General features: G+C 70.9%; 27 protein-coding genes and 1 pseudogene. 20 read left to right on the top strand and 8 right to left on the bottom strand.

The window, feature by feature from the left end; all coding sequences use genetic code 11:
• Nucleotides 1-13: 13 nt before the first annotated feature.
• The gene (locus tag ABT294_RS33425; protein ID WP_350810304.1) at nt 14-769 is read right to left on the bottom strand and encodes a DUF2306 domain-containing protein; all 756 of its coding nucleotides are present in this window, start codon (nt 767-769) and stop codon (nt 14-16) included.
• Between the two features lie 137 nt (nt 770-906).
• Here ABT294_RS33425 and ABT294_RS33430 point away from each other — a divergent pair, with 137 nt between their 5' ends.
• From ABT294_RS33430 to whiA, 7 genes are all read left to right on the top strand, one after another.
• A complete protein-coding gene (locus tag ABT294_RS33430) occupies nt 907-1,341 on the top strand; it encodes a Rieske (2Fe-2S) protein (RefSeq protein WP_350810305.1) in 435 nt (144 codons plus the stop codon).
• A gap of 106 nt (nt 1,342-1,447) precedes the next feature.
• On the top strand, nt 1,448-1,900 hold the full coding sequence (locus tag ABT294_RS33435) for a Rieske (2Fe-2S) protein (RefSeq protein WP_350810306.1): 453 nt from the start codon (nt 1,448-1,450) through the stop codon (nt 1,898-1,900).
• Nucleotides 1,901-1,944: 44 nt separating this feature from the next.
• Nucleotides 1,945-2,376 (top strand): Rieske (2Fe-2S) protein, encoded by a 432-nt coding sequence (locus ABT294_RS33440; RefSeq protein WP_350810307.1) that lies wholly within the window; start codon nt 1,945-1,947, stop codon nt 2,374-2,376.
• A 253-nt stretch (nt 2,377-2,629) separates the two neighbouring features.
• The gene (uvrC, locus tag ABT294_RS33445; protein ID WP_350810465.1) at nt 2,630-4,531 is read left to right on the top strand and encodes an excinuclease ABC subunit UvrC; all 1,902 of its coding nucleotides are present in this window, start codon (nt 2,630-2,632) and stop codon (nt 4,529-4,531) included.
• A 115-nt stretch (nt 4,532-4,646) separates the two neighbouring features.
• Nucleotides 4,647-5,513 carry an RNase adapter RapZ gene (gene rapZ / locus ABT294_RS33450; RefSeq protein ID WP_350810308.1) on the top strand — a complete coding sequence of 289 codons (867 nt, stop codon included), beginning with the start codon at nt 4,647-4,649 and terminating at the stop codon, nt 5,511-5,513.
• A 53-nt stretch (nt 5,514-5,566) separates the two neighbouring features.
• Nucleotides 5,567-6,535, top strand: coding sequence for a gluconeogenesis factor YvcK family protein (locus tag ABT294_RS33455; protein WP_502912186.1), 969 nt, complete (start codon nt 5,567-5,569; stop codon nt 6,533-6,535).
• Between the two features lie 71 nt (nt 6,536-6,606).
• On the top strand, nt 6,607-7,587 hold the full coding sequence (gene whiA, locus ABT294_RS33460; RefSeq protein ID WP_350810309.1) for a DNA-binding protein WhiA: 981 nt from the start codon (nt 6,607-6,609) through the stop codon (nt 7,585-7,587).
• Between the two features lie 407 nt (nt 7,588-7,994).
• Here the strand turns inward: whiA and ABT294_RS33465 are convergent, their stop codons facing one another.
• Nucleotides 7,995-8,603, bottom strand: a complete 609-nt coding sequence (locus ABT294_RS33465; RefSeq protein WP_350810310.1) for a hypothetical protein — start codon at nt 8,601-8,603, stop codon at nt 7,995-7,997.
• Nucleotides 8,604-8,787: 184 nt separating this feature from the next.
• Here ABT294_RS33465 and gap point away from each other — a divergent pair, with 184 nt between their 5' ends.
• The 5 genes from gap to ABT294_RS33490 all read left to right on the top strand — a co-directional run bounded on the left by gap (nt 8,788) and on the right by ABT294_RS33490 (nt 12,502).
• Entirely contained in the window at nt 8,788-9,792 is a 1,005-nt protein-coding gene (gap, locus tag ABT294_RS33470) for a type I glyceraldehyde-3-phosphate dehydrogenase (RefSeq protein ID WP_350810311.1), read from the top strand.
• Nucleotides 9,792-10,979, top strand: a complete 1,188-nt coding sequence (locus tag ABT294_RS33475; protein ID WP_350810312.1) for a phosphoglycerate kinase — start codon at nt 9,792-9,794, stop codon at nt 10,977-10,979. Before gap ends, ABT294_RS33475 begins: the two co-directional genes overlap by 1 nt.
• The gene (tpiA, locus tag ABT294_RS33480; protein WP_350810313.1) at nt 10,976-11,758 is read left to right on the top strand and encodes a triose-phosphate isomerase; all 783 of its coding nucleotides are present in this window, start codon (nt 10,976-10,978) and stop codon (nt 11,756-11,758) included. The genes ABT294_RS33475 and tpiA overlap by 4 nt, the downstream gene beginning before the upstream one ends.
• Nucleotides 11,759-11,857: 99 nt before the next feature.
• Nucleotides 11,858-12,088: a preprotein translocase subunit SecG gene (secG, locus tag ABT294_RS33485; RefSeq protein WP_350810314.1), complete on the top strand. Its 231-nt coding sequence runs from the start codon at nt 11,858-11,860 to the stop codon at nt 12,086-12,088.
• Nucleotides 12,089-12,157: 69 nt separating this feature from the next.
• Nucleotides 12,158-12,502: an RNA polymerase-binding protein RbpA gene (locus ABT294_RS33490; protein WP_214636247.1), complete on the top strand. Its 345-nt coding sequence runs from the start codon at nt 12,158-12,160 to the stop codon at nt 12,500-12,502.
• Between the two features lie 260 nt (nt 12,503-12,762).
• Here the strand turns inward: ABT294_RS33490 and ABT294_RS33495 are convergent, their stop codons facing one another.
• Nucleotides 12,763-14,367 (bottom strand): amidohydrolase, encoded by a 1,605-nt coding sequence (locus ABT294_RS33495; protein ID WP_350810315.1) that lies wholly within the window; start codon nt 14,365-14,367, stop codon nt 12,763-12,765.
• Nucleotides 14,368-14,588: 221 nt separating this feature from the next.
• Between ABT294_RS33495 and ABT294_RS33500 the strand changes: the two genes are divergently transcribed.
• From ABT294_RS33500 to ABT294_RS33515, 4 genes are all read left to right on the top strand, one after another.
• On the top strand, nt 14,589-15,161 hold the full coding sequence (locus ABT294_RS33500; RefSeq protein ID WP_350810316.1) for an ACT domain-containing protein: 573 nt from the start codon (nt 14,589-14,591) through the stop codon (nt 15,159-15,161).
• Nucleotides 15,162-15,248: 87 nt separating this feature from the next.
• A complete protein-coding gene (locus ABT294_RS33505) occupies nt 15,249-16,280 on the top strand; it encodes a GNAT family N-acetyltransferase (protein WP_350810317.1) in 1,032 nt (343 codons plus the stop codon).
• A 165-nt stretch (nt 16,281-16,445) separates the two neighbouring features.
• Nucleotides 16,446-17,006, top strand: a complete 561-nt coding sequence (locus ABT294_RS33510) for a TetR/AcrR family transcriptional regulator (protein WP_350810318.1) — start codon at nt 16,446-16,448, stop codon at nt 17,004-17,006.
• A gap of 96 nt (nt 17,007-17,102) precedes the next feature.
• Nucleotides 17,103-18,287, top strand: coding sequence for a cytochrome P450 (locus ABT294_RS33515; protein ID WP_350810319.1), 1,185 nt, complete (start codon nt 17,103-17,105; stop codon nt 18,285-18,287).
• Between the two features lie 199 nt (nt 18,288-18,486).
• On the opposite strand, the pseudogene ABT294_RS33520 reads toward ABT294_RS33515, so the two are convergent.
• Nucleotides 18,487-18,915 (bottom strand): annotated as a pseudogene (locus ABT294_RS33520) (Clp protease N-terminal domain-containing protein); the annotation flags it as partial.
• 72 nt (nt 18,916-18,987) lie between these two features.
• Between ABT294_RS33520 and ABT294_RS33525 the strand changes: the two are divergent.
• The 3 genes from ABT294_RS33525 to ABT294_RS33535 are packed head-to-tail and all read left to right on the top strand — an operon-like array spanning nt 18,988 to nt 21,259.
• Nucleotides 18,988-19,761 (top strand): hypothetical protein, encoded by a 774-nt coding sequence (locus ABT294_RS33525; protein WP_350810320.1) that lies wholly within the window; start codon nt 18,988-18,990, stop codon nt 19,759-19,761.
• A 44-nt stretch (nt 19,762-19,805) separates the two neighbouring features.
• Nucleotides 19,806-20,675, top strand: a complete 870-nt coding sequence (locus ABT294_RS33530) for an oxidoreductase (RefSeq protein ID WP_350810321.1) — start codon at nt 19,806-19,808, stop codon at nt 20,673-20,675.
• Nucleotides 20,676-20,686: 11 nt separating this feature from the next.
• Complete coding sequence (locus ABT294_RS33535; protein WP_350810322.1) at nt 20,687-21,259, top strand: TetR/AcrR family transcriptional regulator; 573 nt, start codon at nt 20,687-20,689, stop codon at nt 21,257-21,259.
• On the opposite strand, the gene ABT294_RS33540 is transcribed toward ABT294_RS33535, so the two are convergent.
• Entirely contained in the window at nt 21,230-22,000 is a 771-nt protein-coding gene (locus ABT294_RS33540; protein ID WP_350810323.1) for a class I SAM-dependent methyltransferase, read from the bottom strand. The genes ABT294_RS33535 and ABT294_RS33540 overlap by 30 nt on opposite strands.
• A gap of 98 nt (nt 22,001-22,098) precedes the next feature.
• Between ABT294_RS33540 and add the strand changes: the two genes are divergently transcribed.
• Entirely contained in the window at nt 22,099-23,139 is a 1,041-nt protein-coding gene (add, locus tag ABT294_RS33545; protein WP_350810324.1) for an adenosine deaminase, read from the top strand.
• 16 nt (nt 23,140-23,155) lie between these two features.
• On the opposite strand, the gene pgl is transcribed toward add, so the two are convergent.
• The 3 genes from pgl to zwf form a co-directional block, all read right to left on the bottom strand.
• Nucleotides 23,156-23,929: a 6-phosphogluconolactonase gene (gene pgl, locus ABT294_RS33550; protein ID WP_350810325.1), complete on the bottom strand. Its 774-nt coding sequence runs from the start codon at nt 23,927-23,929 to the stop codon at nt 23,156-23,158.
• 159 nt (nt 23,930-24,088) lie between these two features.
• Nucleotides 24,089-25,003, bottom strand: a complete 915-nt coding sequence (opcA, locus tag ABT294_RS33555) for a glucose-6-phosphate dehydrogenase assembly protein OpcA (protein WP_350810326.1) — start codon at nt 25,001-25,003, stop codon at nt 24,089-24,091.
• Nucleotides 25,003-26,532, bottom strand: a complete 1,530-nt coding sequence (zwf, locus tag ABT294_RS33560; RefSeq protein WP_350810467.1) for a glucose-6-phosphate dehydrogenase — start codon at nt 26,530-26,532, stop codon at nt 25,003-25,005. The genes opcA and zwf overlap by 1 nt, the downstream gene beginning before the upstream one ends.
• Nucleotides 26,533-26,561: the final 29 nt, after the last annotated feature.

Consider the following 26,561-nt stretch of genomic DNA (forward strand, 5'->3'; position numbering starts at 1 on the left):
CAGACTCCGCTCGTCAGGCGGGCTGGTCCTGTGGGCCGGGTGTGGCACGGGCGAGGTGGGCGCGGCGGCGCTTGGCGGCGTCTCCGCGCTCCAGCCACCACTCGGCGAACAGCAGCGGCAGCACCCAGCCGAGCCACGCCGAGAGGCTGGCGACGGTCGCGGCGAACAGCGCCTCGTCCCCGTGGAAGGTCGTCTCCACCTCCGGGGCGAGGGTGATGACCCACACCGTGCTCCAGATCCGGTTCGAGACGATCGACATGGTGAGGGCGAAGCTGCGCACCATCCAGCGGCGGTGGTCCACGAAGCGGCGCTGCCTGGCCATCCGCCACCCGGCGAACGTGCAGCCCAGCCAGAGCAGCGCGAGCACCACGTGGCTGGCCCGCGCGACGTGGCCGAACGGCGTGGCCAGGCCCACCGTCAGGCCGAGCAGCCCGCCGGGCAGGCAGCCGCCGAACACGTACACCCGGCCGACCAGCCGGTGCACCCTGGGGTGGCGCCGGCGGAACCACGGCCAGATCTGCAGGCAGCAGGTGAGCATCGCCACCGTCCCGAAGAGCACGTGCAAGGAGAGCACCACGTAGTGCGGCGGGAAGAAGTCCGGCGCGGGCACCCGCGACAGGGCGGGGTCGAACGACACGTACGGCGGGAGCGAGAACGCGACGAACACCACCGCCACCACGGCCGGCGGCGCCACCCAGGGACGCCGCCACCAGCGCCGGCGAGACCGTGCGTGCGAGGACGATTGCGGGCGTTGCGCGGTATCAGTCATGCGCGCAGCCTGGCCGCCGTCGCTGACCGCTCACCTACCACCCGCTGACGGGACCGACGGGTGCCGCCAATAAGGTGAAGGAACGGTAACGGCCTGGCCAGCACAAGGTCAGGGACGACGGGGAAGGGTCGGGGAAAGTGACGGTAACGGAGCGGGGCTTCGCCATGCCCGGAATCGGCCGGCGCGAGGCACTGGGGGCGGCCGGGGTCGCGGCGTGCGGCCTGGCGCTCGCCGGCTGCGGCGCGTCGGGTGAGGGGCAGGCGGCAGCGGTCCCCGGCATCAAGGGGCAGGTCATCGCCAAGACGGCCGACGTGCCGGTGGGCGGCGGCGTGGTCGTGCAGAAGTGGAAGATCGTGGTCACCCAGCCCTCGGAAGGCGTCTACAAGGCGTACAGCGCGGTCTGCACCCACCGTGGCTGCGCGGTCGGCTCGCCCAAGGAGGGCGTCATGACCTGCCCGTGCCACGGCAGCGAGTTCTCCGCCGCCGATGGCAAGGCCGTGAAGGGCCCGGCGTCCGCGCCGCTGACGGCCTACCAGGTGAAGGTCGAGGGCGACGGCATCGTCGTGGTGTGAACCGGTAATGATGCGTGGTCCCGGGTTTTGGCCTAAGGAACGCTGAACCGGTGCGGCGGCGCCGGCCGTACCTGTAGTGAGAGCAGAGACCTGGGAGGACGCAACCATGACAGAAGCGACGCGCCGGGCGGTGGTGCTCGGAGCCGGAGGCACCGGGCTGGCGGCTGTGCTCACCGCGTGCTCGGGCTACGGCACGGCGACGACTCAGGCGAGCCAGGAGCCCGCAGCAGACGAGCCGTCGTCCGCGGCGCCGAAGAAGAAGGCGAAGGAGGCCAAGGCGCTCGCCGAGACCGCCGACATCCCCAAGGGCGGCGGGAAGGTCTTCGAGAGCGAGAAGGTGGTCGTCACCCAGCCCACAGACGGTGAGTTCAAGGCGTTCACCGCGATCTGCACCCATCAGGGGTGCACGGTCGCAAGCGTCTCGAACGGGACGATCAACTGCCCCTGCCACGGCAGCAAGTTCAAGATCGCGGACGGCTCCGTGGCCAACGGACCCGCCTCCGAGCCGCTCGCGGAGAAGAAGATCAAGGTCGCCGACGGCAAGATCTCCCTGGCTTAGCGGTCTTTCATCAATTTTTCACCTGCGTGCGCTTGGGTAGTCCCATGGGAGATGACCTTCAGAGCCGCAGGGCGGTGATCGCGGGCGTGGGCGTGGGTGGCCTGACGCTGGCGCTGACCGCCTGTGGCGGCAGCAGCGACAGCTCGGCCAGCGCCCAGCCCCCGGCCAACGAGTCCGGCGCGCCGGCGGGTGGCGGGCTGGGCAAGACCTCCGACATCCCCGTCGGCGGCGGAACCGTGTTCAAGGACCAGAAGGTCGTGGTGACGCAGCCCAAGTCGGGCGAGTTCAAGGCGTTCACCGCGATCTGCACGCACCAGGGGTGCACGGTCGCAAACGTCTCGAACGGGACGATCGACTGCCCGTGCCACGGCAGCAAGTTCAACATCGCCGACGGCTCGGTGGCCAACGGGCCCGCGAAGCAGCCGCTCGCAGAGAAGCAGATCAAGGTGGAGGGCGACCAGATCACGCTCGCCTGACCCGTGGCCCCGCCGTCCGGGCCGGTCGCGTCGCAGGCGGCCGCCGTGTGGACCGGCCGCGGTGCGGCTGGGACGGGCGGCGGCCGGCCTGTCCGTGGGGTTGGGTGGTCGGCTCTGTTGGGTTCTGGGTGGTCGGCGGGTTTCGTGAGGTCGGTCGGTGGGACGGTTGCTCCGCGGGGTTGGGTGGTCGGCGGGTCAGCTTGTCGGTGCGGCCTACTAGGCTTTGGGCGTGGCGAGATCAGCGGGCAGTCCCTTGAGCTTCCGGCCCAGACCGGGGTCGATTCCCGAGTCCCCGGGGGTCTACCGGTTCCGCGACTCGCACGGTCGCGTGATCTACGTCGGCAAAGCCAAGAGCCTGCGCCAGCGGCTCAACTCCTACTTCGCTGACTTCTCCGCCCTGCACCCGCGCACCCAGTCGATGCTGACCACGGCCGCCGACGTCGACTGGACGGTTGTCGGCACCGAGGTCGAGGCGCTTCAGCTGGAGTACTCCTGGATCAAGGAGTACGACCCGCGCTTCAACGTCAAGTACCGCGACGACAAGTCCTACCCGTACCTCGCCGTCACCATGGGCGAGGACTTCCCGCGCGTCCAGGTCATGCGCGGCGCCAAGCGGAAGGGCACGCGCTACTTCGGGCCCTACTCCCACGCGTGGGCCATCCGCGAGACCGTCGACCTGCTGCTGCGGGTCTTCCCCGTCCGCACGTGCAGCGCGGGCGTGTTCAAGCGGGCAGGGCAGATCGGCCGTCCGTGCCTGCTCGGCTACATCGACAAATGCTCGGCCCCGTGTGTCGGCCGGGTCACCCCCGAAGAGCACCGCGCGCTCGCTGAGGATTTCTGCGACTTCATGGCGGGCAACACCAGCCGCTTCATCAAGCGGCTGGAAAAGGAGATGCGCGAGGCCGCAGGCGAGCAGGAGTACGAGCGCGCCGCCAGGCTCCGCGACGACATCCAGGCGCTCCAGCGGGCGCTGGAGAAGCAGGCCGTGGTGCTCGGCGAAGGCACCGACGCCGACGTGATCGCGCTGGCCGAGGACCCGCTCGAGGCCGCCGTCCAGGTCTTCTACGTGCGCGGCGGGCGGATCCGCGGCCAGCGCGGGTGGGTGGTCGACAAGGTCGAGGAGACCACGCCGGGGGAGCTTGTCGAGCAGTTCCTCCTGCAGATGTACGGCGAGGCGGGGCCCGAGTCGATGCCCCGCGAGGTGCTCGTGCCCGCCCTGCCGCCCGACGCCGAGGCCGTCGCCGAGCTGCTGTCCGAGCAGCGCCAGGCCCGGGTCGAGGTGCGGGTGCCGCAGCGCGGCGACAAGAGGTCGCTGATGGAGACCGTCGAGCGCAACGCCAAGGAGTCGCTCGCACAGCACAAGATCCGCCGTGCCAGCGACCTGACCACCCGCAGCAAGGCGCTGCAGGAGATCGCCGACGCCCTCGACCTCGACCAGGCGCCGCTGCGCATCGAGTGCTACGACGTCTCCCACCTGCAGGGCGAGAACGTGGTGGCCTCGATGGTGGTCTTCGAGGACGGCCTGGCCCGCAAGAGCGAGTACCGCCGCTTCGCTGTCAAGACCAAGGAAGGCGACGTCGCCTCGATCCACGAGGTCATCACCCGGCGCTTCCGGCGCTACCTGGAGGAACGCTCGGCCACCGGCGAACTGGCCCCCGACGACGACTCCCACGGGCCCATCGACCCCGAGACAGGCAAGCCACGCAAGTTCGCGTACCCACCCAACCTGGTCGTGGTCGACGGCGCCGGCCCTCAGGCGGCGGCCGCCCAGCGGGCGCTCGACGAACTCGGCATCGACGACGTCTCGGTGTGCGGGCTGGCCAAGCGGCTGGAAGAGGTGTGGCTGCCGGGCGATGACCAGCCGGTCATCATGCCTCGTTCAAGTGAGGGGCTCTACCTGCTGCAACGGGTGAGGGATGAGGCGCACAGGTTCGCCATCACCTACCATCGTTCGAAGAGGTCCAAGACCGTGAAGGAGAGCGCGCTCGACAGCGTGCCCGGCCTCGGCCCGGCGCGCAGGCAGGCGCTGCTCAAGCACTTCGGCTCTGTCAAGAAGCTGCGAGAGGCCACGGCCGCCGAGATCTGTGAGGTCCAGGGCATCGGTCCGTCGATCGCCGAGGTGATCGTGTCCACGCTGAAGGGGGAGTCACCGTGAAGGTCCCGCAAGGGAGCGCCGGTGTCGGAGCCGTGGAACGCAGGGGGCGGAGCGTCTTGAGTGATGAGGGAGGGCGCCAGATCTCAGCGACCGAGGCGCCGAACGGAGTGAGGCAATGAGCACGGAGCCGGCGTTCGTCATCGTCACCGGCATGTCGGGGGCCGGGCGCAGCACCGCGGCCAAGGCGCTCGAGGACCTGGGCTGGTTCGTCATCGACAACCTGCCGCCCGGGCTGCTGTTCGCCATGGCCGAGGAGGCGGGCAGGGTCAAGCTGGCCGCCGACAAGGTGGCCGCCGTCGTCGACGTGCGGAGCCTGGCCTTCACCACCGACCTGAACGCCGCCATCGAGGAGCTGGAAGGGCGCGGCGTGCGGGTGCGCGTGGTGTTCCTCGAGGCCAGCGACGAGGAGCTGGTGCGGCGCTTCGAGAACGTCCGCCGTCCGCACCCGCTGCAGGGTGAGGGCAGGCTGGTCGACGGCATCACCCGCGAGCGCGGCATCCTGCGCGAGGTGCGGGCCAACGCCGACCTGGTCATCGACACCTCCTCGCACAACGTGCACGAGCTCCGCAACAAGATCGTCGCCTACTTCGGCGGTGAGGACCGGCCGGGGCTGCGGCTGAACGTGGTGTCGTTCGGCTTCAAGTACGGCCTCCCGGTCGACGCCGACCTGGTGGTCGACTGCCGTTTCCTGCCGAACCCGCACTGGGTGCCCGAACTGCGGCCGATGAACGGGCTGGAAGCGCCCGTCCGCGAGTACGTCCTGGGCCAGCCGGGCGCCAAGGAGTTCCTCGACGCGTACGAGGAGGTCCTGCAGGTGGTGGCCGCCGGGTACGCGCGCGAGGGCAAGAGCTACGCGACGCTGGCCGTGGGGTGCACGGGCGGCAAGCACCGCAGCGTCGCCATGGCCGAGCAGGTCGCCGCCAGGCTGCGTGATCGCGGTATGGAGGTCCAGGTGGGTCACCGGGATGTGGGCCGGGAGTGACCGATGAGCACGAAGACCCAGGCGAAGCGTGTCCGGTAAAGGCCTCCGGCGGGGTGGTGGCCGCCGAGGCGGCCCGGGCGGCCCGGTGGGCGCGCGGGCCGCGCGTGGTGGCGCTCGGCGGCGGGCACGGGCTGTATGCGTCGCTGTCGGCTCTGCGCTCGGTCACTGACGCGCTGACCGCCGTCGTGACCGTGGCCGACGACGGGGGGTCCAGCGGACGGTTGCGACGCGAGCTGGGCGTCCTGCCTCCCGGCGACCTGCGGATGGCGCTGGCCGCGCTGTGCGGCGACGACGAGTGGGGCAGCACCTGGAGCGAGGTCGTCCAGCATCGGTTCAGGAGCGAAGGCGAGCTGCACGGGCACGCCGTCGGCAACCTGCTGATCGTGGCGTTGTGGGAGCTGCTCGGCGACCCGGTGGCGGGCCTCGACTGGGTGGGGCGGCTGCTCGGGGCGCAGGGGCGGGTGCTGCCGATGGCGTCCGTGCCGCTCGACATCGTGGCCGAGGTGGAGCTCGACGGCGTCACCTCGACCGTGCGCGGGCAGGTGGCGTGCGCGCTGACGCCCGGGCGGGTGCAGGCCATCTCACTGGTGCCGGAAGACCCGCCCGCGCGGCCCGAGGCCGTCAAGGCCGTGCTCGACGCCGACTGGCTGGTGTTCGGGCCGGGGTCGTGGTTCACCAGCGTGTTGCCGCATCTGAAGGTGCCCGAGCTGGCCAGGGCGCTGCACGCGTCCCGTGCCAGGCGGCTCGTCACGCTGAACCTCGCGCCGCAACCCGGCGAGACGGACGACTTCTCCCCGCAGCAGCACCTGGAGGTGCTCAGGCAACACGCCCCCGATTTTTCGGTGGATGTCATCCTTGCCGACACCGGCGTGGTGGACGACCGCGACGCGCTGGAGAAGGCCGCCACGGCGATCGGCGGGCGGCTGGTCATGGCGGACGTGGCCGCCCGTGACGGGTCCCCCAGGCATGACCCACGACGTCTTGCCTCCGTCCTGGACGAGATTTTCCTCCAGAAGCGTTGATCCTGGTCGGCGCGGCGCAAAGGTGCGAGAGACTGCTGAGAGCCGGTCTGAATGGGGGAGGACTAACGCTTATGGCGATGACGGGTGTGGTGAAGGACGAGCTGAGCCGACTGCCCGTGCTCAAGCCCTGCTGCCGCAAGGCGGAGGTGTCCACGCTGCTGCGGTTCGCGAGCGGCCTGCACCTCGTGGGCGGGCGCATCGTGATCGAGGCCGAGCTCGACACCAACGCCACCGCACGACGGTTGATCAAGGACATCGGCGAGGTGTTCGGCCACAAGGCGGAGGTCCTCGTCTTGGCGCCGGCCGGGCTGCGTAAGGGGTCGCGGTACGTCGTGCGCGTCTACCGCGACGGCGAGGCGCTCGCCCGCCAGACGGGTCTGATCGACAACCACGGGCGGCCCGTGCGCGGCCTGCCCCGTCAGGTGGTGGCGGGGGCCGCCTGCGACGCCGAAGCCGCCTGGCGCGGCGCGTTCCTCGCCCACGGGTCGCTGACCGAGCCGGGGCGGTCGATGTCGCTGGAGGTGACCTGCCCGGGGCCGGAAGCGGCGCTGGCGCTGGTCGGCTCCGCGCGGCGGCTCAAGATCCACGCGAAGGCCCGCGAGGTGCGCGGCGTCGACCGGGTCGTGGTCCGCGACGGCGACGCGATCAGCGCCCTGCTCACCCGGCTGGGCGCGCACGACAGCGTCCTGGCCTGGGAGGAGCGGCGGATGCGCCGCGAGGTGCGGGCCACCGCGAACCGGCTGGCCAACTTCGACGACGCCAACCTGCGCAGGTCCGCGCGGGCCGCCGTCGCGGCCGGGGCGCGGGTGCAGCGGGCGCTGGAGATCCTCGGGGATGAGGCGCCCGACCATCTGGTGATCGCCGGGCGGCTGCGCGTGGAGCACAAGCAGGCGTCTCTGGAAGAACTGGGGCAGATCGCCGACCCGCCGCTGACCAAGGACGCCATCGCCGGACGCATCCGGCGGTTGCTCGCCATGGCCGACAAGCGGGCCACCGACCTGGGCATCCCCAACACCGAGGCCAACCTCACCGTGGACATGCTCGCCCCCTGACCGGCCTCCGTGTCGGTGTGCGCGCCGTTCTGGCGGCACGCGCGGGATGCCTGGCCTGGCCGCCTGCCTGGCTGGGGTGTCCGGCGCGGCCGTCTGCTCGGCTGGGATGCCTGGCTGGGCCGTCTGCCGGGTTGATGCGTACGTTCCTGTACGGCAGGCGGGCTGGGCGCGCACTCGCCGACGTGGGCGGGTGTCTGTCATGGCCGGTCGTGAAGGCTCACGGGGTGCTCGCCGTGACGTATCGCGTCCTTGGCCGCGTTCCGTGGATGCGGTCGGCCGCCGTCCGGTCGCGCCGGGGCCCGCCGTCGCGCTGCTCGCCGACCCGGCGCCTCGGACACCGACCCGGCGCCTCGGACACCGACCCGGTGGCCGGGACGCCGCGAACGGTGTGTCGGCGGTGTCGCTGGTTACTGCTGGGGGGTTCTCGGGGTGAAGAGGTCGGTGGGCGGGCGGTTGGGAGTCGGCGCGTTGAGGGGCTCGAAGGGGGCCCGGTACTCCGGCTCGGCGGGTTCCTCGTCCGGAGTCGGCTCCTCGAGCTTGGTACGGCGGCGCAGCCGCAGGACGCGCAGCAACGTGAGGAGGAAGGCTGGGCAGGCGGCGAGTGCGAGCATCAGCCAGAAACGCCACGAGGTCTTCAGAACGCTCCAGAAGACCGAGGCCTCGGACGTGACGACACGGCGGAACTCGTCCGCCGTGGCCATCGGGCCGCCCGTGTCCAGGGCCGAGGCGACGAAGGTGCCGAGGAAGCCCAGGAGCAGCGACGCGCAGGCGTACAGGGCCGCCACGAAGGGAAGGACAAGACTTCTGGGGCGCACCGCCCACAGCGCGAAGCCGACGACGAGGCCCAGCACGAGGCTGATCAGGCCGCCGAGCGGCACGGCGTCGCCGAACTGGCGGACCTCCAGCGGCAGGTGCGCACTGAAGTAGATCGCCGCGCCGAATCCCGCCGCGCCCAGTAGCGCCGCGAAGAAGCCGATGATCAGGCCTGCGAGCAGGCCGGATCGCTGTTGTGACATCTCAGCCCCCAGAGAATGTCGGGATTTACTCCGATGAGTCGGGCACTTTACTCGAACCGCACAAATTATGCCTTCGGAATGGGGATACGCTGGGCGGGGGCTGGCGTGGTCTAAACCAATTTAGGTCCGATAGTGTTCGGGGTGAGGTTTCAGCCCGCCATCACGTACGAGGAGATCGGTAACCGTGAGCATCCGCGTAGGCGTCAACGGCTTCGGCCGCATCGGTCGCAACTTCTGGCGCGCGGTCGCCGCCAGCGGCAAGGACATCGAGATCGTGGCGGTCAACGACCTGACCGACAACGCGACGCTCGCGCACCTGCTGAAGTACGACAGCATCCTCGGCCGCCTGCCGTACGAGGTGAAGGCCTCCACCGACGAGATCACCGTCGACGGCAAGGCGATCAAGGTCTTCGAGGAGCGCGACCCGGGCAAGCTGCCCTGGGGCGACCTCGGTGTCGACGTGGTGCTCGAGTCGACGGGCCTGTTCACCGACGCCGCCAAGGCCAAGGTGCACGCCGAGAACGGCGCCAAGAAGGTCATCATCTCCGCCCCGGCGAAGAACGAGGACGTCACGATCGTGATGGGCGTCAACCACGACGCCTACGACCCGGCCAGCCACACGATCATCTCCAACGCGTCCTGCACCACCAACTGCCTGGCCCCGATGGCGAAGGTCCTGCATGACACCTTCACCATCGAGAAGGGCCTGATGACCACCATCCACGCCTACACCCAGGACCAGAACCTGCAGGACGGCCCGCACAAGGACCTGCGCCGCGCCCGCGCCGCCGCGCTCAACGTGGTGCCCACCTCCACCGGCGCCGCCAAGGCCATCGGCCTGGTCCTGCCCCAGCTCAAGGGCAAGCTCGACGGGTTCGCGATGCGCGTGCCGATCCCCACCGGCTCGGCCACCGACCTCACGATCGACGTCAGCCGCGACGTCACGGTCGAGGAGGTCAACGCCGCGGTCAAGGCGGCCGCCGAGGGCCCGCTCAAGGGCATCCTGACCTACACCGAGGACGAGATCGTCTCCTCCGACATCGTCACCGACCCGGCCTCCTGCATCTTCGACGCCGGCCTGACCAAGGTCATCGGCAACCAGGTGAAGGTCGTCGGCTGGTACGACAACGAGTGGGGTTACTCCAACCGCCTCGCCGACCTGATCCAGCTGGTGGGCGCTGACCTCTGATGCGCACGATCGACGATCTCGACGTGAAGGGCCGGCGCGTGCTCGTGCGCGCCGACCTCAACGTCCCACTCGACGGTGAGACGATCACCGACGACGGGCGCATCAGGGCGTCCGTGCCCACGATCAAGGCCCTGGCCGGCCGGGGCGCGAAGGTCATCGTCTGCGCGCACCTGGGGCGTCCGAAGGGCGCGGTGAACCCCAAGTACTCGCTCCGGCCGGTGGCCAGGAGGCTGGGTGAGCTGCTCGAGGCCGACGTGGCCTTCGCCGAGGACGTCGTCGGGCAGAGCGCCCAGAGCACGGCGGAGTCGCTCCAGGAGGGCCAGGTCGCCCTGCTGGAGAACCTGCGGTTCGAGCCGGGGGAGGAGTCCAAGGACGACGCCGCCCGCCGCGCGTTCGCCGAGAAGCTGGCCGGGCTCGCCGAGCTGTATGTGGGCGACGGCTTCGGCGCCGTGCACCGCAAGCACGCCAGCGTCTACGACGTCCCCGAGCTGCTGCCGCACGCGGCGGGCGGGCTGGTCGTGGCCGAGGTCGAGGTGCTGCGGAAGCTGACGGAGGGAGCCGAGCGGCCCTACGCGGTCGTGCTCGGCGGCGCCAAGGTCTCCGACAAGCTGGGCGTCATCGCCAACCTGCTGACCAAGGTCGACCGGCTGCTGATCGGCGGCGGCATGGCCTACACCTTCCTGAAGGCCCAGGGCCACGAGGTGGGCAACTCGCTGCTCCAGGAGGACCAGCTCGACCAGGTGCGCGGCTTCCTCAACGAGGCCGCCAAGCGCGGCGTCGAGCTCGTCCTGCCCGTCGACGTGCTGGCGGCCACCCACTTCGCCGCCGACGCGCCGTACGAGGTGGTCGAGGCCACGGCCATCCCGGCCGACCGCGAGGGGCTCGACCTCGGCCCGCGCAGCCGCGAGCTGTTCGCCACCAAGCTGGCCGACGCCCACACGGTCTTCTGGAACGGGCCCATGGGCGTGTTCGAGTTCGAGGCGTTCTCCGGTGGTACCCGGGCGGTGGCGGAGGCGCTGATCGCCTCCGACGCCTTCACCGTGGTCGGCGGCGGCGACTCGGCGGCGGCCGTACGGCAGCTCGGCCTGCCTGAAGACGGGTTCTCGCACATTTCCACCGGTGGCGGGGCGAGCCTCGAGTATCTCGAGGGCAAGTCCCTGCCCGGACTCGCCGCCCTGGAGGGGTGACTGTGAGGAAGCCGCTCATCGCCGGCAACTGGAAGATGAACCTCAACCACCTTGAGGCGATCGCGCTGGTCCAGAAGCTGGCCTTCGCGCTCAACGACAAGGACTTCGACAAGGTGGAGGTCGCGGTCCTGCCGCCGTACACCGACCTGCGCAGCGTGCAGACGCTGGTCGACGGCGACAAGCTGCGCATCGAGTACGGTGCCCAGGACCTCTCCCAGCACGACGCCGGGGCCTACACCGGCGACATCTCCGGCATCCTGCTGGCCAAGCTGGGCTGCACGTTCGTGGTGATCGGGCACTCGGAGCGGCGGCAGTACCACCACGAGGACGACGACCTGGTCAACGCCAAGGTGCAGGCCGCCTACCGGCACTCGATCACGCCGATCCTGTGCGTGGGCGAGGGGCTGGAGGTGCGGCAGGCGGGCGAGCATGTGGCTCACACCGTGGCGCAACTCGAGGCGGCGTTGCGCAAGGTGCCGTCCGACCAGGCACAATCGATAGTGGTGGCCTACGAACCGGTGTGGGCGATCGGCACCGGCGAGGTGGCCACCCCCGAGGACGCCCAGGAGGTGTGCAGCGCGTTGCGTGAGCGACTCGCGGTGCTGTACGACTCCGAAGTGGCCTCGGCGATCCGTATCCTTTACGGTGGCTCGGTCAAGTCAGGCAACATCGCCGGGATCATGGCTCAGCCCGATGTCGACGGCGCGCTCGTGGGCGGTGCCAGCATCGACGCCGGGGACTTCGTCAAGATCTGCCGGTTTTCCGAGATGTCTGGCTAACTGAGCGGTTCAGGGGGTGCGATTTGACAACAGGCCGTACCCTCAAGAGGCAAGTTTGAATCGTCACGCGTAACAGAGCACTGAAGGAACAGGCATACCGTGGAAATCGGCATCTCCATCGCCCTCATCCTGGCGAGCGCGCTCATGATCCTGCTCGTCCTGCTCCACAAGGGCAAGGGTGGCGGCCTGTCTGACATGTTCGGCGGCGGTTTCTCGTCGAACTTCGGTGGTTCCTCCGTGGTGGAACGCAACCTCGACCGCCTGACCATCATCACCGGTGCGGTGTGGTTCGTCTGCATCATCGCTCTGGGCCTGCTCCTGAGGCCCTGAGCACAAGTCGACGCGTGACAGTGATTCTCCCCCCGTGTCTCGCGGGGCGATCGAGCGAGGAGTTCATCCGTGGGTAGTGGCAACGCGATCCGTGGCAGCCGAGTCGGCGCCGGCCCGATGGGGGAGGCCGAGCGTGGCGAGGCGGCTCCGAGAGTGCGGGTCTCGTTCTGGTGCGCCAACATGCATGAGACGCGCCCCAGTTTCGCCAGCGACGCGGCGGTCCCCGAGATGTGGGACTGCCCACGCTGCGGCCTCCCGGCAGGCCAGGACGAGCAGGCTCCGCCTGCGCCGCCCAGGAACGAGCCGTACAAGACGCACCTGGCGTATGTGAAGGAGCGCAGGAGCGACAAGGACGGCAAGGCCATCCTCGAGGAAGCACTGGAGCGCCTGCGTAACAACAAGTCCCCCTGGTGATCCGATCCTGAACGGCGGCTCCCCGCACCTGGTGCGGGGAGCCGCCGTTTTCGCATGCCGGGTGCGGGTTGCGCGGCTTCGGAACGCGCATCCGACGCCGTCGGGCCGCCGGGAGGACTGGCGTGACCTCCCGAACGGAGGAGGTCGCTCAGCCTCGCCGTACCCAGGGTGAACGCTGGGTGCGGCGCCTGGCGTGATCTCTCGAGTCGAGGAGGTCGCTCAGCCTCGCCGCGCCCAGGGTGAACGCTGGGCGCGCCGGGTCAACGCTGGTGGACGGGCTCGCCGTCGACGAACGTCAGGCGGACCTGGGTGGTCCAGATGTCCTGCTCGGGGAGCTCGAACGGGTCGCGGTCCAGGACGACCAGGTCCGCCGGGCGGCCCCGCTCGATCAGCCCGGCGGGCGACCGGTTGATCCAGGCCGAGCCCGCTGTGTACGCGGTGAGCGCGGTCGCCAGGTCGATGCGCTGGCGAGGCAGGAACGGGGTCTGCGCGGTGGGATACCCGGCGTGCACCGAACTGCCCGGCTCGGTGCGGTTGACCGCCACGTGCATGCCCTGCAGCGGGTCGGCGTTCGACACCGGCCAGTCGCTGCCGGCGCAGAACCGGGTGCCGTGGGCGAGCAGGTCGGCGAACGGGTACTGCCATGACGACCTGGGGTCGCCGAGGAACGGCAGGGTCAGCTCGTCCATCTGGGCGTGGTGGGTGGCCCACAGCGGTTGCAGGTTGGCGGTGACGCCGAGCTCGGCGAAGCGGGGGACGTCCGACGGCTCGATGATCTGCAGGTGGGCGATGTGGTGGCGGTTGGCGGGGTCGGTGCCCTCGAAGCTGTCGAGAGCCTCGCGCACGGCCCGCTCGCCGATCGCGTGGAAGTGCACCTGGAAGCCGAACCGGTCCAGTTCGGCCACGTACTCCTTGAGCTTGCCGGGGTCGACGTACGACAGGCCGGTGCCGCCGCACAGGCAGTACGGCTCCAACGTGGCGGCGGTGAAGTTCTCCGTGATGCCGTCCTGCATGATCTTGATGGAGGTGGCGCGGAAGCGGTCGAGGCCCTCGGCGGCGGCCCGCCTGGCCACCAGTCCCTCGATCTGGTCGAGGCCGCGCGTCCTGTCCCACCACAGGGCGCCGATGACGCGCGCCCTGAGCCTGCCCGAGCCCGCCGCCGACAGGTACGTGGGCAGCTGGTCCTGCGAGCCCGCGTAGGAGCCGACGATGGCGTCCTGCCAGCCGGTGATGCCGAGGGAGAACAGGTACTGCTCGGCCTCGGCCAGAGCGGCGTCGAGGTCCTGGGAGGTCGGGCGGGGGGTGAGCAGGCCGACGAGGTCCATCGCGCCCTCGTGCAGGACGCCGCTGGGCGTGCCGTCGGCGTCGCGCTCGATCCGGCCGTCGGACGGGTCGGGCGTGTCGGCGGTGATCCCGGCCCGTTCGAGGGCCCTGGTGTTGACCCAGGCGGCGTGGTGGTCGCGCTGGATCAGGTAGGCGGGACGGTCGAGGAAGTCGAGCTGCGACCGGTGCGGCAGACCGCCGGGGAAGGCGGACATGTCCCAGCCTCCACCGTCAATCCATGATTTTTCCGGATTCTTCGCGGCGTAGTCGGAGATTTCCGTTAGGTAGGCGTCCAGGCCGAAGACCTCGGACAGGTCGCACTTGGCCCGCTCGAGGCCCGCCTGCACCGGGTGGATGTGCGCGTCGGTGAACCCCGGCGCCAGCAGGCCGCCGTCCAGGTCGACCGTGTCGTGGGCCGGGGCCAGCCGTGCCAGCTCGCCCTCGCCGCCCACCGCGGCGATCACGCCGTCCTGGACGAGCACCGCCTCGGCGAACTCGCCCGTGGCGGTGAAGACGCGTCCGCCTCTGAAAAGAATGTTCATGTCACTCCTGGATCGCGGGATCAAAGGCCGGTGATGAGGTCGGCGAAGCGGACGGGCCGGAGCGGCACCGCGCCGCCGGCAGACCCGGACAACAAGGGAACAACCCCATTCATGGCCCCATATCCTGCTATATCCGTATATGTTGCCGCATCTCGCGACGAAATACGCGATGAAACACCGCGGTAGCGGAGGCGTAACAGCCGCCCGGCATCCTCCTGAGTATGGGATTCTTGCGCATCCGCACCGCCGTGGACGAACGGCCGGGACGCCTGGCCTCCCTCGCGTCGGCCTTGGCCGCCAGGGGCGGCAACATCCTCGGGCTGAGCGTCCAGTCCGACACCGGAGGGACGGTCGACGAGTTCGTCGCCGACATCCCCGCGACCCCCGAGAGCGTGCGCGCGGCCCTGGAAGCGGCCGGTGGCCACCAGGTCACGGTCGTGCCCGCCACCGCGCACGAGCTGACCGACGAGCCCACCCGGGCCCTGCTGCTGGCCGTCCGGGTCCGCGGCATGCCCTGGACGCTTCCGACGCTCCTGGCCGAGCTGCTCCACGCCGACGACGCGCGATGGATCTACGGTGAGGCGGGGAGCGATCGTTCCGACCGGACCCGGCTCGTCGTGCCGGTCACGTCCAGGCGGGCGATCCGGCTGCGCCGGGCGGGGCTGCCGTTCACGCTGACCGAGGCGGCCAGGGCGGCCTCGTTCGTCCGGCTCGCGGAGCAGGGCGGCGAGCGCCCGGCCTGGCACTGGGCCACTCCGGGCGTGCACCTCAAATCGGCCGTAATGGGCCTATGACGGCAAAAGAAACGGCTGGGCCATTACCCCGTAGCAGGGGCGTAACAGGTAGCCGCCATCCTGAAGCCATATCGGAGGGGAGCAAACATGGCATTTCTGCGGATCCGCACCACCGTCGACGAGCGACCCGGTCGGCTCGCCTCACTCACGGCCGTACTCGCCGAATGGGGCGGCAACATCCTCGGCCTGTCCGTCCAGCCTGACACCGACGGCACGGTCGACGAGTTCGTCGCCGAGGTGCCCGTGTCCGCCGAAGCCATCGCCGCGGCGATCGAGGCCGCCGGCGGCCGCCGCGTCCACGTGGTCCCCGCCGCCGCGCACGAACTCGCCGACGAGACGACCCGTGCGCTCCTGCTCGCCTGCCGTCTGGCCGAGCAGCCCTGGCGGCTGCCCGAGATCCTCGGGGAGTTGCTGCGCGCGGACACCACGGGTTGGCAATACGGTGATCAGGTGAGTGATCTTCCCGACCCGCACCTGCTCGTCGTGCCCGTCGCGCCCAAGCGGGCGATCCGGCTGCGCCGGGCGGGGCTGCCGTTCACGCTGACCGAGGCGGCCAGGGCGGCCTCGTTCGTCCGGCTCGCGCAGCCGGCGGCCGAGCCCGCCACGGTCGATCGTGCGCTGCGCCTGGACGACGGCGTCGAGGTCGAGGTGCGGCCGCTCACCGCGGGGTTCCGTGAGGCGGTGCGCGACCTGCACGACCGCTGCAGCCCCGAGTCGCGCCGGTTCCGCTACTTCACGTCCATGCCGGCACTGCCCGAGCGGGTCTTCGACCGGCTGCTCGACAAGGGGCGCGGGCAGTCGATCGTCGCCTGCCACGACGGGCAGGTCGTCGGCCTGGCCAACCTGATGTACTGCCCCGACCCGGGCGCGGCCGAGATGGCCTTCCTCATCGAGGACTCGTGGCAGGGGCGGGGCCTGGGCGGGCAGCTCGCCCGCATGCTCGTCACCGCGGCGCGTGACACCGGGTTCGCCGAGGTGCGGGCGACCCTGCTCAGCGACAACACGCGGATGCGCCGGCTGCTGATCAGCCTCGGCGCGACGCTGGGCTACACCGACGACCCCGGTGTGATCGAGGCGCGCATGCCCATCGGCAGGATGATCCCCGTCCCGCAGTCCTGACGGGACATCTTCGCCGCCGAGCTCGGACGGCCACGGGGGCGGGCTCGGCGGCGAGGCCGACCAACCCCGGCCGACCGCTCAGGTCCGATCAACGCCGGGCCGACCAACCCCGGCGGGCCACGCCGGCTGACCGCTCGTGACCGTACGGAGCCCTACACTCGGCGGGTGTCCAGAAGACAGGAGATCGCCGACGTGGCGATCAGGTTGCTCGCCGCGGAGGGCATGCGCGGCCTGACCCACCGCGCCGTCGACCGGGCGGCCGGCCTGCCCGAGGGCTCGACGTCGTACTACTTCCGCACCCGCCAGGCGCTGCTGCAGGCGACGGCGGAGCGCCTCGCCGAGCACGGCGCGGCCGAGATAGCCGCGCTCCAGGAGCAGGCGGAGTCGTCCGGGGGCGGTCAGGACGAGCTGGTCGACGCCGTGGCCTGGCTCGTCGGCGAGTGGCTCACCACCGGCCGTGACCGTCAGCTCGCCAGGTTCGAGCTGTCACTGGAGTCGACCCGGCGGCCGGAGCTGCGCCGGGTGCTCCTGGCCAACCGCGCCCGCCAGTGCACCATGATCGCCCGGCTGCTGGACGCCTCCGGCGTGCCCGACGCGGACCGGTGGGCCGGTGATCTCGTCGCCTACGGGGACGGGCTGGTCTTCGATCGCCTCGTCACCAGGGGCGACACCAGCGACCTGCGCACCAAGATCCGCGCGCTGCTGGCCACCGTCGGCGAGCACTGACCGATCATCACGCCCCCTCCGAAAGGGCCGACCCATGGCGCGGATACTCTACTGACGTAGAGCCTCTATAGGTGTAGAGGAATTCAAGGAGCGATCATGGTCGTCAGGTTCCCCACAGAGCGTCCGTCCCCGTTCGACCCGCCCGAGGAGCTGGGGCGCTGGCGGGAGGAAGCGCCCCTCAGTCCGCTGGCCTATCCGGGCGGCCATCAGGGCTGGCTGGTCACCGGTTACGCGGCGGCGCGCGCGGTGCTGGCCGACCCGCGCTTCAGCAGCCGGCTCGAGAAGCTGCGCTGGCCGATCGAGTGGGAGGGCTTCGAACCCGGCGAGCTCGCCGAGCCTCCGGGCTTCTTCATGCAGCTCGACCCGCCGGATCACACCCGTTTCCGCCGCCGGCTCGCCGCACAGTTCACCGTCCGCAGGCTGAAGGGGCTGGAGCCGGAGATCGAGCGGATCGCCAAGGACGTCCTCGACGCCATGGAACGCGGCGGGGCGCCCGCGGACCTGGTGCGGGAGTTCGCCCTGCCGGTCCCCTCCCTCGTGATCTGCGAGCTGCTGGGCGTGCCGTACGCGGACCGCGAACGGTTCCAGCACGACTCGGCGACGGCTCTGCGCATCGGGTCGACCAAGGAGGAGGTCGGCGCGGCGATGATGTCGCTGTTCGGATACCTGTGCGAGCTGGTCGGCAAGAAGCAGGAGCAGCCGGCGAACGACCTGCTCAGCGGCCTCGTGGCCGAAGGCGGGCTGACCCAGGAGGAGATCGCCGGAGCGGGCCTGCTGCTCCTGGTCGCCGGGCACGAGACCACGGCGAGCATGCTCGGCCTGGGGGCCTACGTGCTCATGGAGAACCCGGACCAGCTCGCCGCGCTGCGCGAGGACCCGTCCCTGATGGAGGGCGCCGTCGAGGAGCTCCTGCGCTACCTGTCCGTCGCCCACCTCGGACCGCTCAGGGCCGCGCTGGAGGACGTCGAGATCGCCGGGCAGACCATCAGGAAAGGCGAGGTGGTGACGCTCTCGATCCCGGCCGCCAACCGCGACCCCGGACGGTTCCAGGACCCGGAGCGACTCGACGTCACCAAGCCCACGCAGATCGGGCACCTGGCCTTCGGTCACGGCATCCACCAGTGCCTGGGCCATCAGCTCGCCAGGATCGAGATGCGCATCGCGTTCCGGGCGCTGTTCGAGCGCTTCCCCGGCCTGCGGCCGGCCGTCTCGCCGGAGGAGGTGCCGATGCGAACCGACATGACCATCTACGGCGTGCACAGTCTCCCCGTCACCTGGTAGACGGGCGGGCCCGGCGCGGCGAAACGGGGTGTCAGCCCGGGGCTGTCCCGGGCTCGTCCTCGGGGTCGCCGGCCGGTCTGCTGATCCCGAGGTGACGCTCGATGCGTTCGAGGCTCTCCTCGATCCGCGTGAGCCGCTCGGTGAGCGCGGTGGGCTCGCCGAAGTGGAACGCCTCGCCCGGTCTGAGCCGGGCGCGGCCGAGCTGCTCGAGCACGCGCCGGCGCAGCTCGGCCAGGTCCACGCCCGCGTGCACGAGCGCCTGCGCGGCGAGCCCCTGGCCCTCCTTGATCAGCCCGAGCAGGATGTGCTCGGTGCCGATGTGGTGGTGGTGCAACTGGAGGGCCTCGCGCAGCGAGAGCTCCAGCACCTTCTTGGCGCGCGGCGTGAACGGGATGCGCTGGGCGGAGTGCCGGCCCTCGCCCTGGCCCACCTCGCGCTCGACGAACGCGCGCAGCGCGTCCAGGTCGAGGCCGAACCCGTCGAGCGCCTGCGCGGTGACGCCGTCGTCCTCCTGCATCAGTCCGAGCAGGATGTGCTCGGTGCCGATGTGGTCGTGGTTCATCGTCCGCGCCTCTTCCTGGGCGAGGACGATGACCCTGCGCGCGCTGTCGGTGAAGCGCTCGAACACCTCCGGCCTCCGTTCGAGTGGGCTGCTTCCACTATGCGCTAGAAACCGCCCGATGTGGGGTATCTGACCAGCGTGGATCTTGACGAGGCGGCGGGCCGCCTCTACGCGCTCCCACCGTCCGAGTTCACCGCCGCCCGCGCCGCCGAGGCCCGCGCCGCCAAGGACGGCGGCGACGCGGCGCTGGCGCGCGAGATCGCCGGCCTGCGCAAGCCGACCGTGTCGGCGTGGGCCGTCAACCGGGCCGCCCGCGACCACCCGGACGAGTTGCGCGAGCTCCTCGACCTGGGGGAGCGGCTGCGCGCGGCCTGGCAGCGGCAGGACCCCGACGCGCTGGCCGAGCTGACGCGACGGCGCGGCGCGGTCTCCGCCAAGGTCTCGCGGCTGATCAGGGAGAGCGCCCGGCTGTCGCCCGCCGCCGCCACCGAGGTCGACCAGACGCTCGACGCCGCCATCGTGGACGCCGACGCCGCCGAGCGGGTACGCCGAGGGCTCCTGGACAGGTCGCTCAACTACACCGGCTTCGCCCCCGCCCCCATCCCGCGCGGCAGACCCGCGAGGAAGAAGCCCTCCGCCGGGGACCAGGCCGCCGAGGCCGGGCGGCGAGAGGAGGCCAGGAGACAGGAGGAGGCCAGGAGAGCCAAGGAGAGGCGGGCGGCGGAGGCGGCCCACCAGGAGTGGCGGCAGGCCCTGCAGGAGGCCGTCCAGGAGCACGACAGGCGCGCGGAGAGGGTCGCTGAGCTGGAGCGGAAGCTGTCGGAGGCGCGCAAGAAGCTGGAGGAGAGCCGGCAGCGTCTGGACGTGACCCGGCGGGAGGAGCGGCACGCGCGGCAGCGCCTGGAGGGCTAGGTTATGGTGTACGAAACGGTTCCGTACACTTGTTAGGAGCGCCGATGACCACCTGGACCCCCGCCGACATGCCCGACCTCACCGGAAAGACGGCGATCGTCACCGGCGCCAACAGCGGCATCGGCCTGCCCACGGCGCTCGAACTGGCCAGGCACGGCGCGCGGGTCGTGGTGGCCGCCCGCTCCGCCGAGAAGGGCGAGGCCGCCGTCGCCCGGCTCCGGCAGGCCGTGCCGGGAGCCGAGATCTCCTTCGGCCGGCTCGACCTGGCCGACCTCGCCTCCGTCAGGACGTTCGCCGCGGGCGTCGACCGGGTCGACCTGCTGATCAACAACGCGGGCATCGGGATGATCGGGCGCGCAGAGACCAAGGACGGCTTCGAGCTGCAGTTCGGCACCAACCACCTGGGCCACTTCGCGCTCACCGGGCTGCTGCTCCCGCTGCTCGTCGCCGTCCCCGGCGCCCGCGTGGTGACCGTGTCCAGCGACGCGCACACCATCGGCAAGCTCGACTTCGACAACCTCGGGCTGGAGCGCGGCTATGGCCGGATGACCGCCTACGGCCGGTCCAAGCTGGCCAACCTGCTGTTCACGCTCGAACTGCACCGGCGCGCCCAGCGGGCGGGCCTCGACCTGCTCAGCGTCGCCACCCACCCCGGCGCCACCGCCACCGGCTTCGTCAAGCTCGGCCCTTTGCAGTGGCTGCTGGGCGTGTTCCTGCAGAAGGCCGAGGCGGGCGCGCTGCCGTCCCTGTACGCCGCCACCTCGCCCGCCATCCGCGGCGGCGAGTTCGTCGGGCCCAAGGCCAAGCTGCTCACCCCGTCGGAGACGGCCCGCTCCGCCGAGGTGGCCGCCCGGCTCTGGGACGTGTCCACCGAGCTGACCGGCGTACGATTCGAGGAGATCTCCCACCACTGAAGGACGTGCACGTGGCTCCACTCGACCCCTCCAGGGAGAAGGCCATCCTCGACGCCACCCTGGAACTGCTGTCGGAGGTGGGCTATGACCGGATGTCGGTCGACCAGGTCGCCAGGCGCGCCAAGGCCAGCAAGGCCACCATCTACCGGCGCTGGGCGGGCAAGCCCGAGCTGGTGGTCGACGTCATCTGCAACCGCTTCGACCTGGACACCCCCGCGGTCGAGGACACCGGGTCGCTCAGGGGCGACCTGTCGTCGCTGTTCCGGGGGCTGTGCGAGGTGGTGGAGCGCAAGCACACGGTCATCATGGGGCTGTCGTCCGCGCTGGTCTCGCACCAGGAGCTGGCGCGGACGCTGCGCGCGCACCTGCCCACCCGCGACCTGCACGACGTGGAGGCGCTGCTGGAGCGGGCGGCGGCAAGGGGCGAGCTGGCCGGGAAGGTGGCCCCGGCCCGCCTCTTCGCCCTGCTGGAGGCGCTGGTCTGGCATCGCATGATCTTCATCGGGCCGCTCTTCGACGAGCCGTTCGTGACGGAGTCGGTCGACGAGGTCCTGCTACCGCTGGTCCGGGTCTGGGCCGGCTGACCTCTCCGCGTGGGCCAGGTGGGCGCAGACGGGGAAGGCGCCGCCGTAGCGTCCCGCAAGCCTGAGGTAGTGGCTCCTGATGCGGGCGGACGTCTCCGGCGGCTGTTCCGCGATGATCGCGAAGCGCGGGCCGCCCGCCTCGATGACGTCGCTCCACCATGCGGACGGGTCCACCTCGTGGCGCCACCTGAGGGTGTCCACGGTCACGCCGGAGAAGCCGGCGTCCGCGAGGAGGGCGGCGAACAGGGGCGGGGTGTCGTGGGCGGTGAAGGGACGCACGGGCGGGACGTTCCGGACCCCGGCCTCCGTGATGGCCTCGACGAAGACGTTCGTGGCCGCCATCTCGTCCGATTTCCACCAGCTCAGGGCGAGCGTGCCGCCCGGGCGTAGGACTCGGTGGAACTCTGACAGGGCTGCCGCGGTGTCAGCCAGGTGATTGATAACGAAATTTCCGGCTATCGCATCAAATTCCGCGTCCGCGAACGGGAGGTGGGGGAGCGTCGCCCGCCGCACCGTGGCACGCGGGTGGCGGCGGGACGCCAGCTCCAGCATGGCCGGGTCGGAGTCCACGGCGGTGACCTCGGCGCCCATGGCGAGGGCCGCGGCGGTCACCACGCCGGTGCCGCATCCGGCGTCCAGGACGCGCCGGGCGCGGTTGCCGCGGGCCGTGGCGAGCAGCGCGTCCACGGTGTGGGAGCTGAGCCGGGCGAAGCCGCGCTCGTACGCTTCGGCGTCCGTCATGGTGATCAGCTTATCGACGAGGCTAATCTTACATTTTTGTGTGAAATTTCGGCTCAAACTCTGTTTGTATGGGAAATGTCGGGCTTATGGTCGTCGGCATGACCGCTGAAACCCCCTTCGACGCGTCCCTCGACGCCTTCATCGACGCGCTGCCCAAGGTCGAGCTGCACGTCCACCTGATCGGGTCCGCCTCCGTGCCCACCGTCCTGGAACTGTCGCGCCGCCACCCCGGCAGCGCCGTCCCCGCCGTGGAGGAGGAGCTTCGCGCGTTCTACACCTTCCGCGACTTCCCGCACTTCGCCGAGGTCTACAAGGCGGTCAACGCCCTGGTGCGCGACCCCGAGGACGTCGCCACCCTCGTCCTCGGGCTGGCCCGCGACCTCGCGAGCCAGGGCGCCCGATACGTGGAGCTGCAGGTCACGCCGTACGCGCACCACATCGTCGGGATGCCGATGCGCGAGGTCACGCAGGCGCTCGACCTGGCCGCGAGCCGATCGCTCGCCGACCACGGCGTCGAGATGGCCTACATCTTCGACATCCCGGGCGAGTGCGGCGAGGAGGCCGCCAAGGTCACGCTCGACCACGCTCTGCAGGAACCTCCCGCCGCTTTGGTAGGTTTCGGGATCGGCGGCATCGAGCAGGACCGCGCCCAGTACCGTGACGCCTACCGCGACGCGTTCACGGCGGCGCGTGCCGCGGGCCTGCACAGCGTCCCGCACGGCGGGGAGATGAGCGGGCCGGAGACCATCTGGGAGGTCATCGACGGCTACGGCGCCGAGCGCATCGGCCACGGCATCAACTGCCTCGCCGACGAGCGGCTCGTGGCGCACCTGCGCGAGACCCAGCTGCCGCTGGACGTCTGCCCCACCTCCAACGTCTGCACCGGCCAGGTGGGGCGCATCGAGGACCACCCGCTGCCCAGGCTGCTGGAGGAGGGGCTGTTCGTCACGCTCAACAGCGACGACCCGCCCATGTTCGCCACCACCCTGGCCGGTGAGTACCGCGCCGCGGCCCGGGCGCTGGGGCTGGGCAGGCAGGAACTGGCGGGGCTGGCCCGCAACGGGGTCCAGGCGTCCTACCTGCCGGAGGAGCGCAAGAAGGCCCTCCTCGCCGAGATCGACACGCTCGCGACCGCCTGACGAAGGCGTCGCGGGGTCAGGGGGAGGCGATGCGGCCCAGGCCGGGCGGGATCTTGCCGGCCGCCGCCCGGTCGAGCAGGAACAGCGTGCGGAGCCTGCCATGGGCGCCGGCCGCGGGGACCTGCACATGGCCCGACTCCGACAGGGCCAGGCGGACGGCGCCCGACTTCTCCTCACCCGCCGCGACCACCCACACCTCGCGCGAGGCCTGGATGGCCGGCAGGGTGAGGGAGATGCGCGTGGGTGGCGGCTTCGGCGAGCCGTGCACCGCCACCACCGGCCGCGTGTCGTACAGGGCGGGCATGCCGGGGAACAGCGACGCCACGTGGGCGTCGGGGCCCATGCCGAGCAGCGTCACGTCGAAGCTGGGCACCGGGCCGTGGTCTTCGGGCCTGGCCGCCTTCTGGAGTTCGGCCGCGTACGCCTCGGCCGACTCCTCGGCCGACAGCCCGGAGTCGGGGCCGAGCATGACGTGCACCCGCTCGGGGTCGACGTCCACGTGGTCGAGCAGCGCCTGACGGGCACCGGTCTCGTTGCGTTCCGGGTCGCCGGTCGGGAGGTAACGTTCGTCGCCCCACCAGATGTCGAGGTGGCGCCAGTCGACGGCGTCGCGGGCCGGGGTCGCGGCGATGGCCGCCAGCGTGGCGATGCCGACCGTGCCTCCCGTCAGCACCAGCGACGCCGAGCCCTTGGCCGCCTGCACGTCGACGAGCCGGGTGATGATCCGCGCCGCCACGGCCTTGGCCAGGATGTCGGCGTCGCGGTGGACGACTACGTTGGGAACACTCACGCGCCTAGTCTTTCATGATTGGTTCGCGCCCAGCCCCAGGCGCCCCGGCCCGGCGGGGGCGCCTGGGGCTGGGCGCCGTTGGGCGAGCATCAGCGGCGCCCCGCGTGGTGGGGCGCCGCTTTAGCGTGATATTTCAGCGCTTGATGTCAGGGCTTGATGTCAGGGCTTGTAGGTACGAGCCAGCCGCTTGAGCGCCGCCTCGTAGATCTCGTCGGAGTCCAGCCGCCGCAGCTCCTCCGCCAGCAACTCGGACGTCTGCCGCCGGGCCAGCGCGACGTTCCTGTCGGGCTGCCCCGGTCGCGACAGCTTCGCCAGCCTGGAGTCGCTCCTGGACACCACCAGGTCGCCGTCGGAGGTCGCCAGCCGCACCGACGTCAGCCCAGGCCCGTTGGAGTCGGCGACCTTGATCTGCGCGCCGAGCCGCTCGGACAGCCACGCCGCCAGCAGCGGAGCGCTCGGGTGGGCCGTCGCCGCCTCCACGATCCCCCTGCGGACCTTCCCGACAGGCTGGTCGAACGCCGCCGCGAGCAGGCTGCGCCACGGCGTCAGCCGCGCCCACGCCAGGTCGGTGTCGCCGGGCGCGTACCCCTTCGCCCTGGCCGCCAGCGCGGCGATGCCGCCGCCGTCGCTGTCCTTGGCGTCGGTGATGCGGCGCAGGCACAGCTTCCCGATCGGGTCCTTGGACGGCACAGCCGGAGCCGTCCCCGGCCACCAGGCGACGACCGGCGTGTCGGGCAGCAGCAGCGGGCTGACCACGGAGTCGGCGTGGTCGGTGAGCTCGCCGTACAGCCGCAGCACCACCACCTCGCCCGGCGTGTTCTCCCCGATGCGCAGCTCGGCGTCGAGCCGGTTCGCCTCGTCGGGCTCACGCTTGATCACGACCAGGATGCGCGACGGGTGCTCGCGGGCCGCCTCGGTGGCGGCGCGCAGGGAGTCGTACTGGTCGCGCTCGTCGCAGACCACGACCAGCGTCAGCACCATGCCGATCGCGGGGGCGCCCATCTGGTGGCGCAGCAGCGTGAGCTGTGCCGAGATCTTGCCGGCGGTCGTGTCCGTCAGCATGAACGTGGTCATCAGAGTCTCCTCCAGACCCGGCCGTCGCGGGCCATCATCGCGTCAGCCGACTCGGGGCCCCACGACCCCGAGGGGTAGGACTCGGGCTGGCCCTGGGTGGCCCAGAACTCCTCGATCGGGTCGAGGATCTTCCACGACAGCTCGACCTCGCGCTGGTGCGGGAAGAGCGGCGGGTCGCCGATCATCACGTCCAGCAGCAGCCGCTCGTACGCCTCGGGGGACGACTCCAGGAACGACTCGCCGTAGGCGAAGTCCATGGAGACGTCGCGCACCTCCATGGCCGTGCCCGGCACCTTGGAGCCGAACCGCACGGTGATGCCCTCGTCGGGCTGCACCCTGATCACCAGCGCGTTCTGGCCGAGGATCTCGGTGTCGTCCTTGGAGAACGGCAGGTGCGGCGCCCGCTGGAACACCACCGCGACCTCGGTCACCCGGCGGCCCAGCCGCTTGCCGGTGCGCAGGTAGAACGGCACGCCCGCCCAGCGCCGGTTGGCGATCTCCACCTTGATGGCGGCGTAGGTCTCGGTGATGGAGGCGGCGGGGATGCCCTCCTCCTGCAGGTAGCCGACGACCTTCTCGCCGCCCTGCCAGCCCTCGGCGTACTGGCCGCGGGCGGTGTTGAGCGCGAGGTCCGACGGCAGCCGGACGGCCTTGAGCACCTTCTCCTTCTCCCGCCGCAGCGAGGACGCCTCGAAGGAGGTGGGGTCCTCCATCGCGACCAGCGCGAGCAACTGGAGCAGGTGGTTCTGGATGACGTCGCGGGCCGCGCCGATGCCGTCGTAGTAGCCCGCGCGCCCGCCGATGCCGATGTCCTCGGCCATGGTGATCTGCACGTGGTCGACGAAGCTGCGGTTCCAGATCGGCTCGTAGAGGTTGTTGGCGAACCTCAGCGCCAGGATGTTCTGGACGGTCTCCTTGCCGAGGTAGTGGTCGATCCGGAAGATCGAGCTCTCGGGGAAGGCCGAGGTGGTGATCTCGTTCAGCTCGTGCGCCGACTTCAGGTCGTGCCCGAACGGCTTCTCGATGACCACCCGCCGCCACGCCCCGGGAGGCGCGTCGGACAGGCCGGTGCGCTTGAGCTGCTCCACCACCACGGGGAAGAACTTCGGCGGCACCGACAGGTAGAACGCATAGTTGCCGCCCGTGCCACGGGTCTGGTCAATCTCCCTCAACGCCATCGCCAGCGCGTCGAACGCCCCGTCGTCGGAGAACTCGCCGGGAACGAAGTGGATGCCCTCGCGGATCTGCTTCCAGACCTCCTCGCGGAACGGGGTCCGGGCGTGCGCCTTGACGGCGTCGTGCGTCAACTGGGCGAAGTCCTGGTCCTTCCAGTCGCGCCTGGCGAAGCCGACCAGCGAGAAGCCGGGCGGCAGCAGCCCCCGGTTGCCGAGGTCGTAGATCGCCGGTAGCAGCTTGCGCTTGGCAAGGTCCCCCGTCACGCCGAACAACACCAGCACACACGGTCCGGCCACCCTGGGCAGCCGCTTGTCGCGCGGATCGCGCAACGGGTTGGAGTCCACCACCGCCATCGTCGTGGATGTGCCCGCGACGGCGGCGG

Source organism: Nonomuraea sp. NPDC000554, assembly GCF_040300065.1.
In the GTDB taxonomy this organism is placed as follows: domain Bacteria; phylum Actinomycetota; class Actinomycetes; order Streptosporangiales; family Streptosporangiaceae; genus Nonomuraea.

Excerpts from the sequence above, each read along its gene's own strand:
- ABT294_RS33425 (WP_350810304.1), bottom strand. The coding sequence starts at position 769 with ATGACTGATACCGCGCAACGCCCGCAATCGTCCTCGCACGCACGGTCT.
- ABT294_RS33435 (WP_350810306.1), top strand. The coding sequence starts at position 1,448 with ATGACAGAAGCGACGCGCCGGGCGGTGGTGCTCGGAGCCGGAGGCACC.
- ABT294_RS33440 (WP_350810307.1), top strand. The coding sequence starts at position 1,945 with ATGGGAGATGACCTTCAGAGCCGCAGGGCGGTGATCGCGGGCGTGGGC.
- rapZ (WP_350810308.1), top strand. The coding sequence starts at position 4,647 with ATGAGCACGGAGCCGGCGTTCGTCATCGTCACCGGCATGTCGGGGGCC.
- whiA (WP_350810309.1), top strand. The coding sequence starts at position 6,607 with ATGGCGATGACGGGTGTGGTGAAGGACGAGCTGAGCCGACTGCCCGTG.
- ABT294_RS33465 (WP_350810310.1), bottom strand. The coding sequence starts at position 8,603 with ATGTCACAACAGCGATCCGGCCTGCTCGCAGGCCTGATCATCGGCTTC.
- ABT294_RS33475 (WP_350810312.1), top strand. The coding sequence starts at position 9,792 with ATGCGCACGATCGACGATCTCGACGTGAAGGGCCGGCGCGTGCTCGTG.
- ABT294_RS33495 (WP_350810315.1), bottom strand. The coding sequence starts at position 14,367 with ATGAACATTCTTTTCAGAGGCGGACGCGTCTTCACCGCCACGGGCGAG.
- ABT294_RS33500 (WP_350810316.1), top strand. The coding sequence starts at position 14,589 with ATGGGATTCTTGCGCATCCGCACCGCCGTGGACGAACGGCCGGGACGC.
- ABT294_RS33505 (WP_350810317.1), top strand. The coding sequence starts at position 15,249 with ATGGCATTTCTGCGGATCCGCACCACCGTCGACGAGCGACCCGGTCGG.
- ABT294_RS33515 (WP_350810319.1), top strand. The coding sequence starts at position 17,103 with ATGGTCGTCAGGTTCCCCACAGAGCGTCCGTCCCCGTTCGACCCGCCC.
- ABT294_RS33530 (WP_350810321.1), top strand. The coding sequence starts at position 19,806 with ATGACCACCTGGACCCCCGCCGACATGCCCGACCTCACCGGAAAGACG.
- ABT294_RS33540 (WP_350810323.1), bottom strand. The coding sequence starts at position 22,000 with ATGACGGACGCCGAAGCGTACGAGCGCGGCTTCGCCCGGCTCAGCTCC.
- add (WP_350810324.1), top strand. The coding sequence starts at position 22,099 with ATGACCGCTGAAACCCCCTTCGACGCGTCCCTCGACGCCTTCATCGAC.
- opcA (WP_350810326.1), bottom strand. The coding sequence starts at position 25,003 with ATGACCACGTTCATGCTGACGGACACGACCGCCGGCAAGATCTCGGCA.
- zwf (WP_350810467.1), bottom strand. The coding sequence starts at position 26,532 with ATGGCGGTGGTGGACTCCAACCCGTTGCGCGATCCGCGCGACAAGCGG.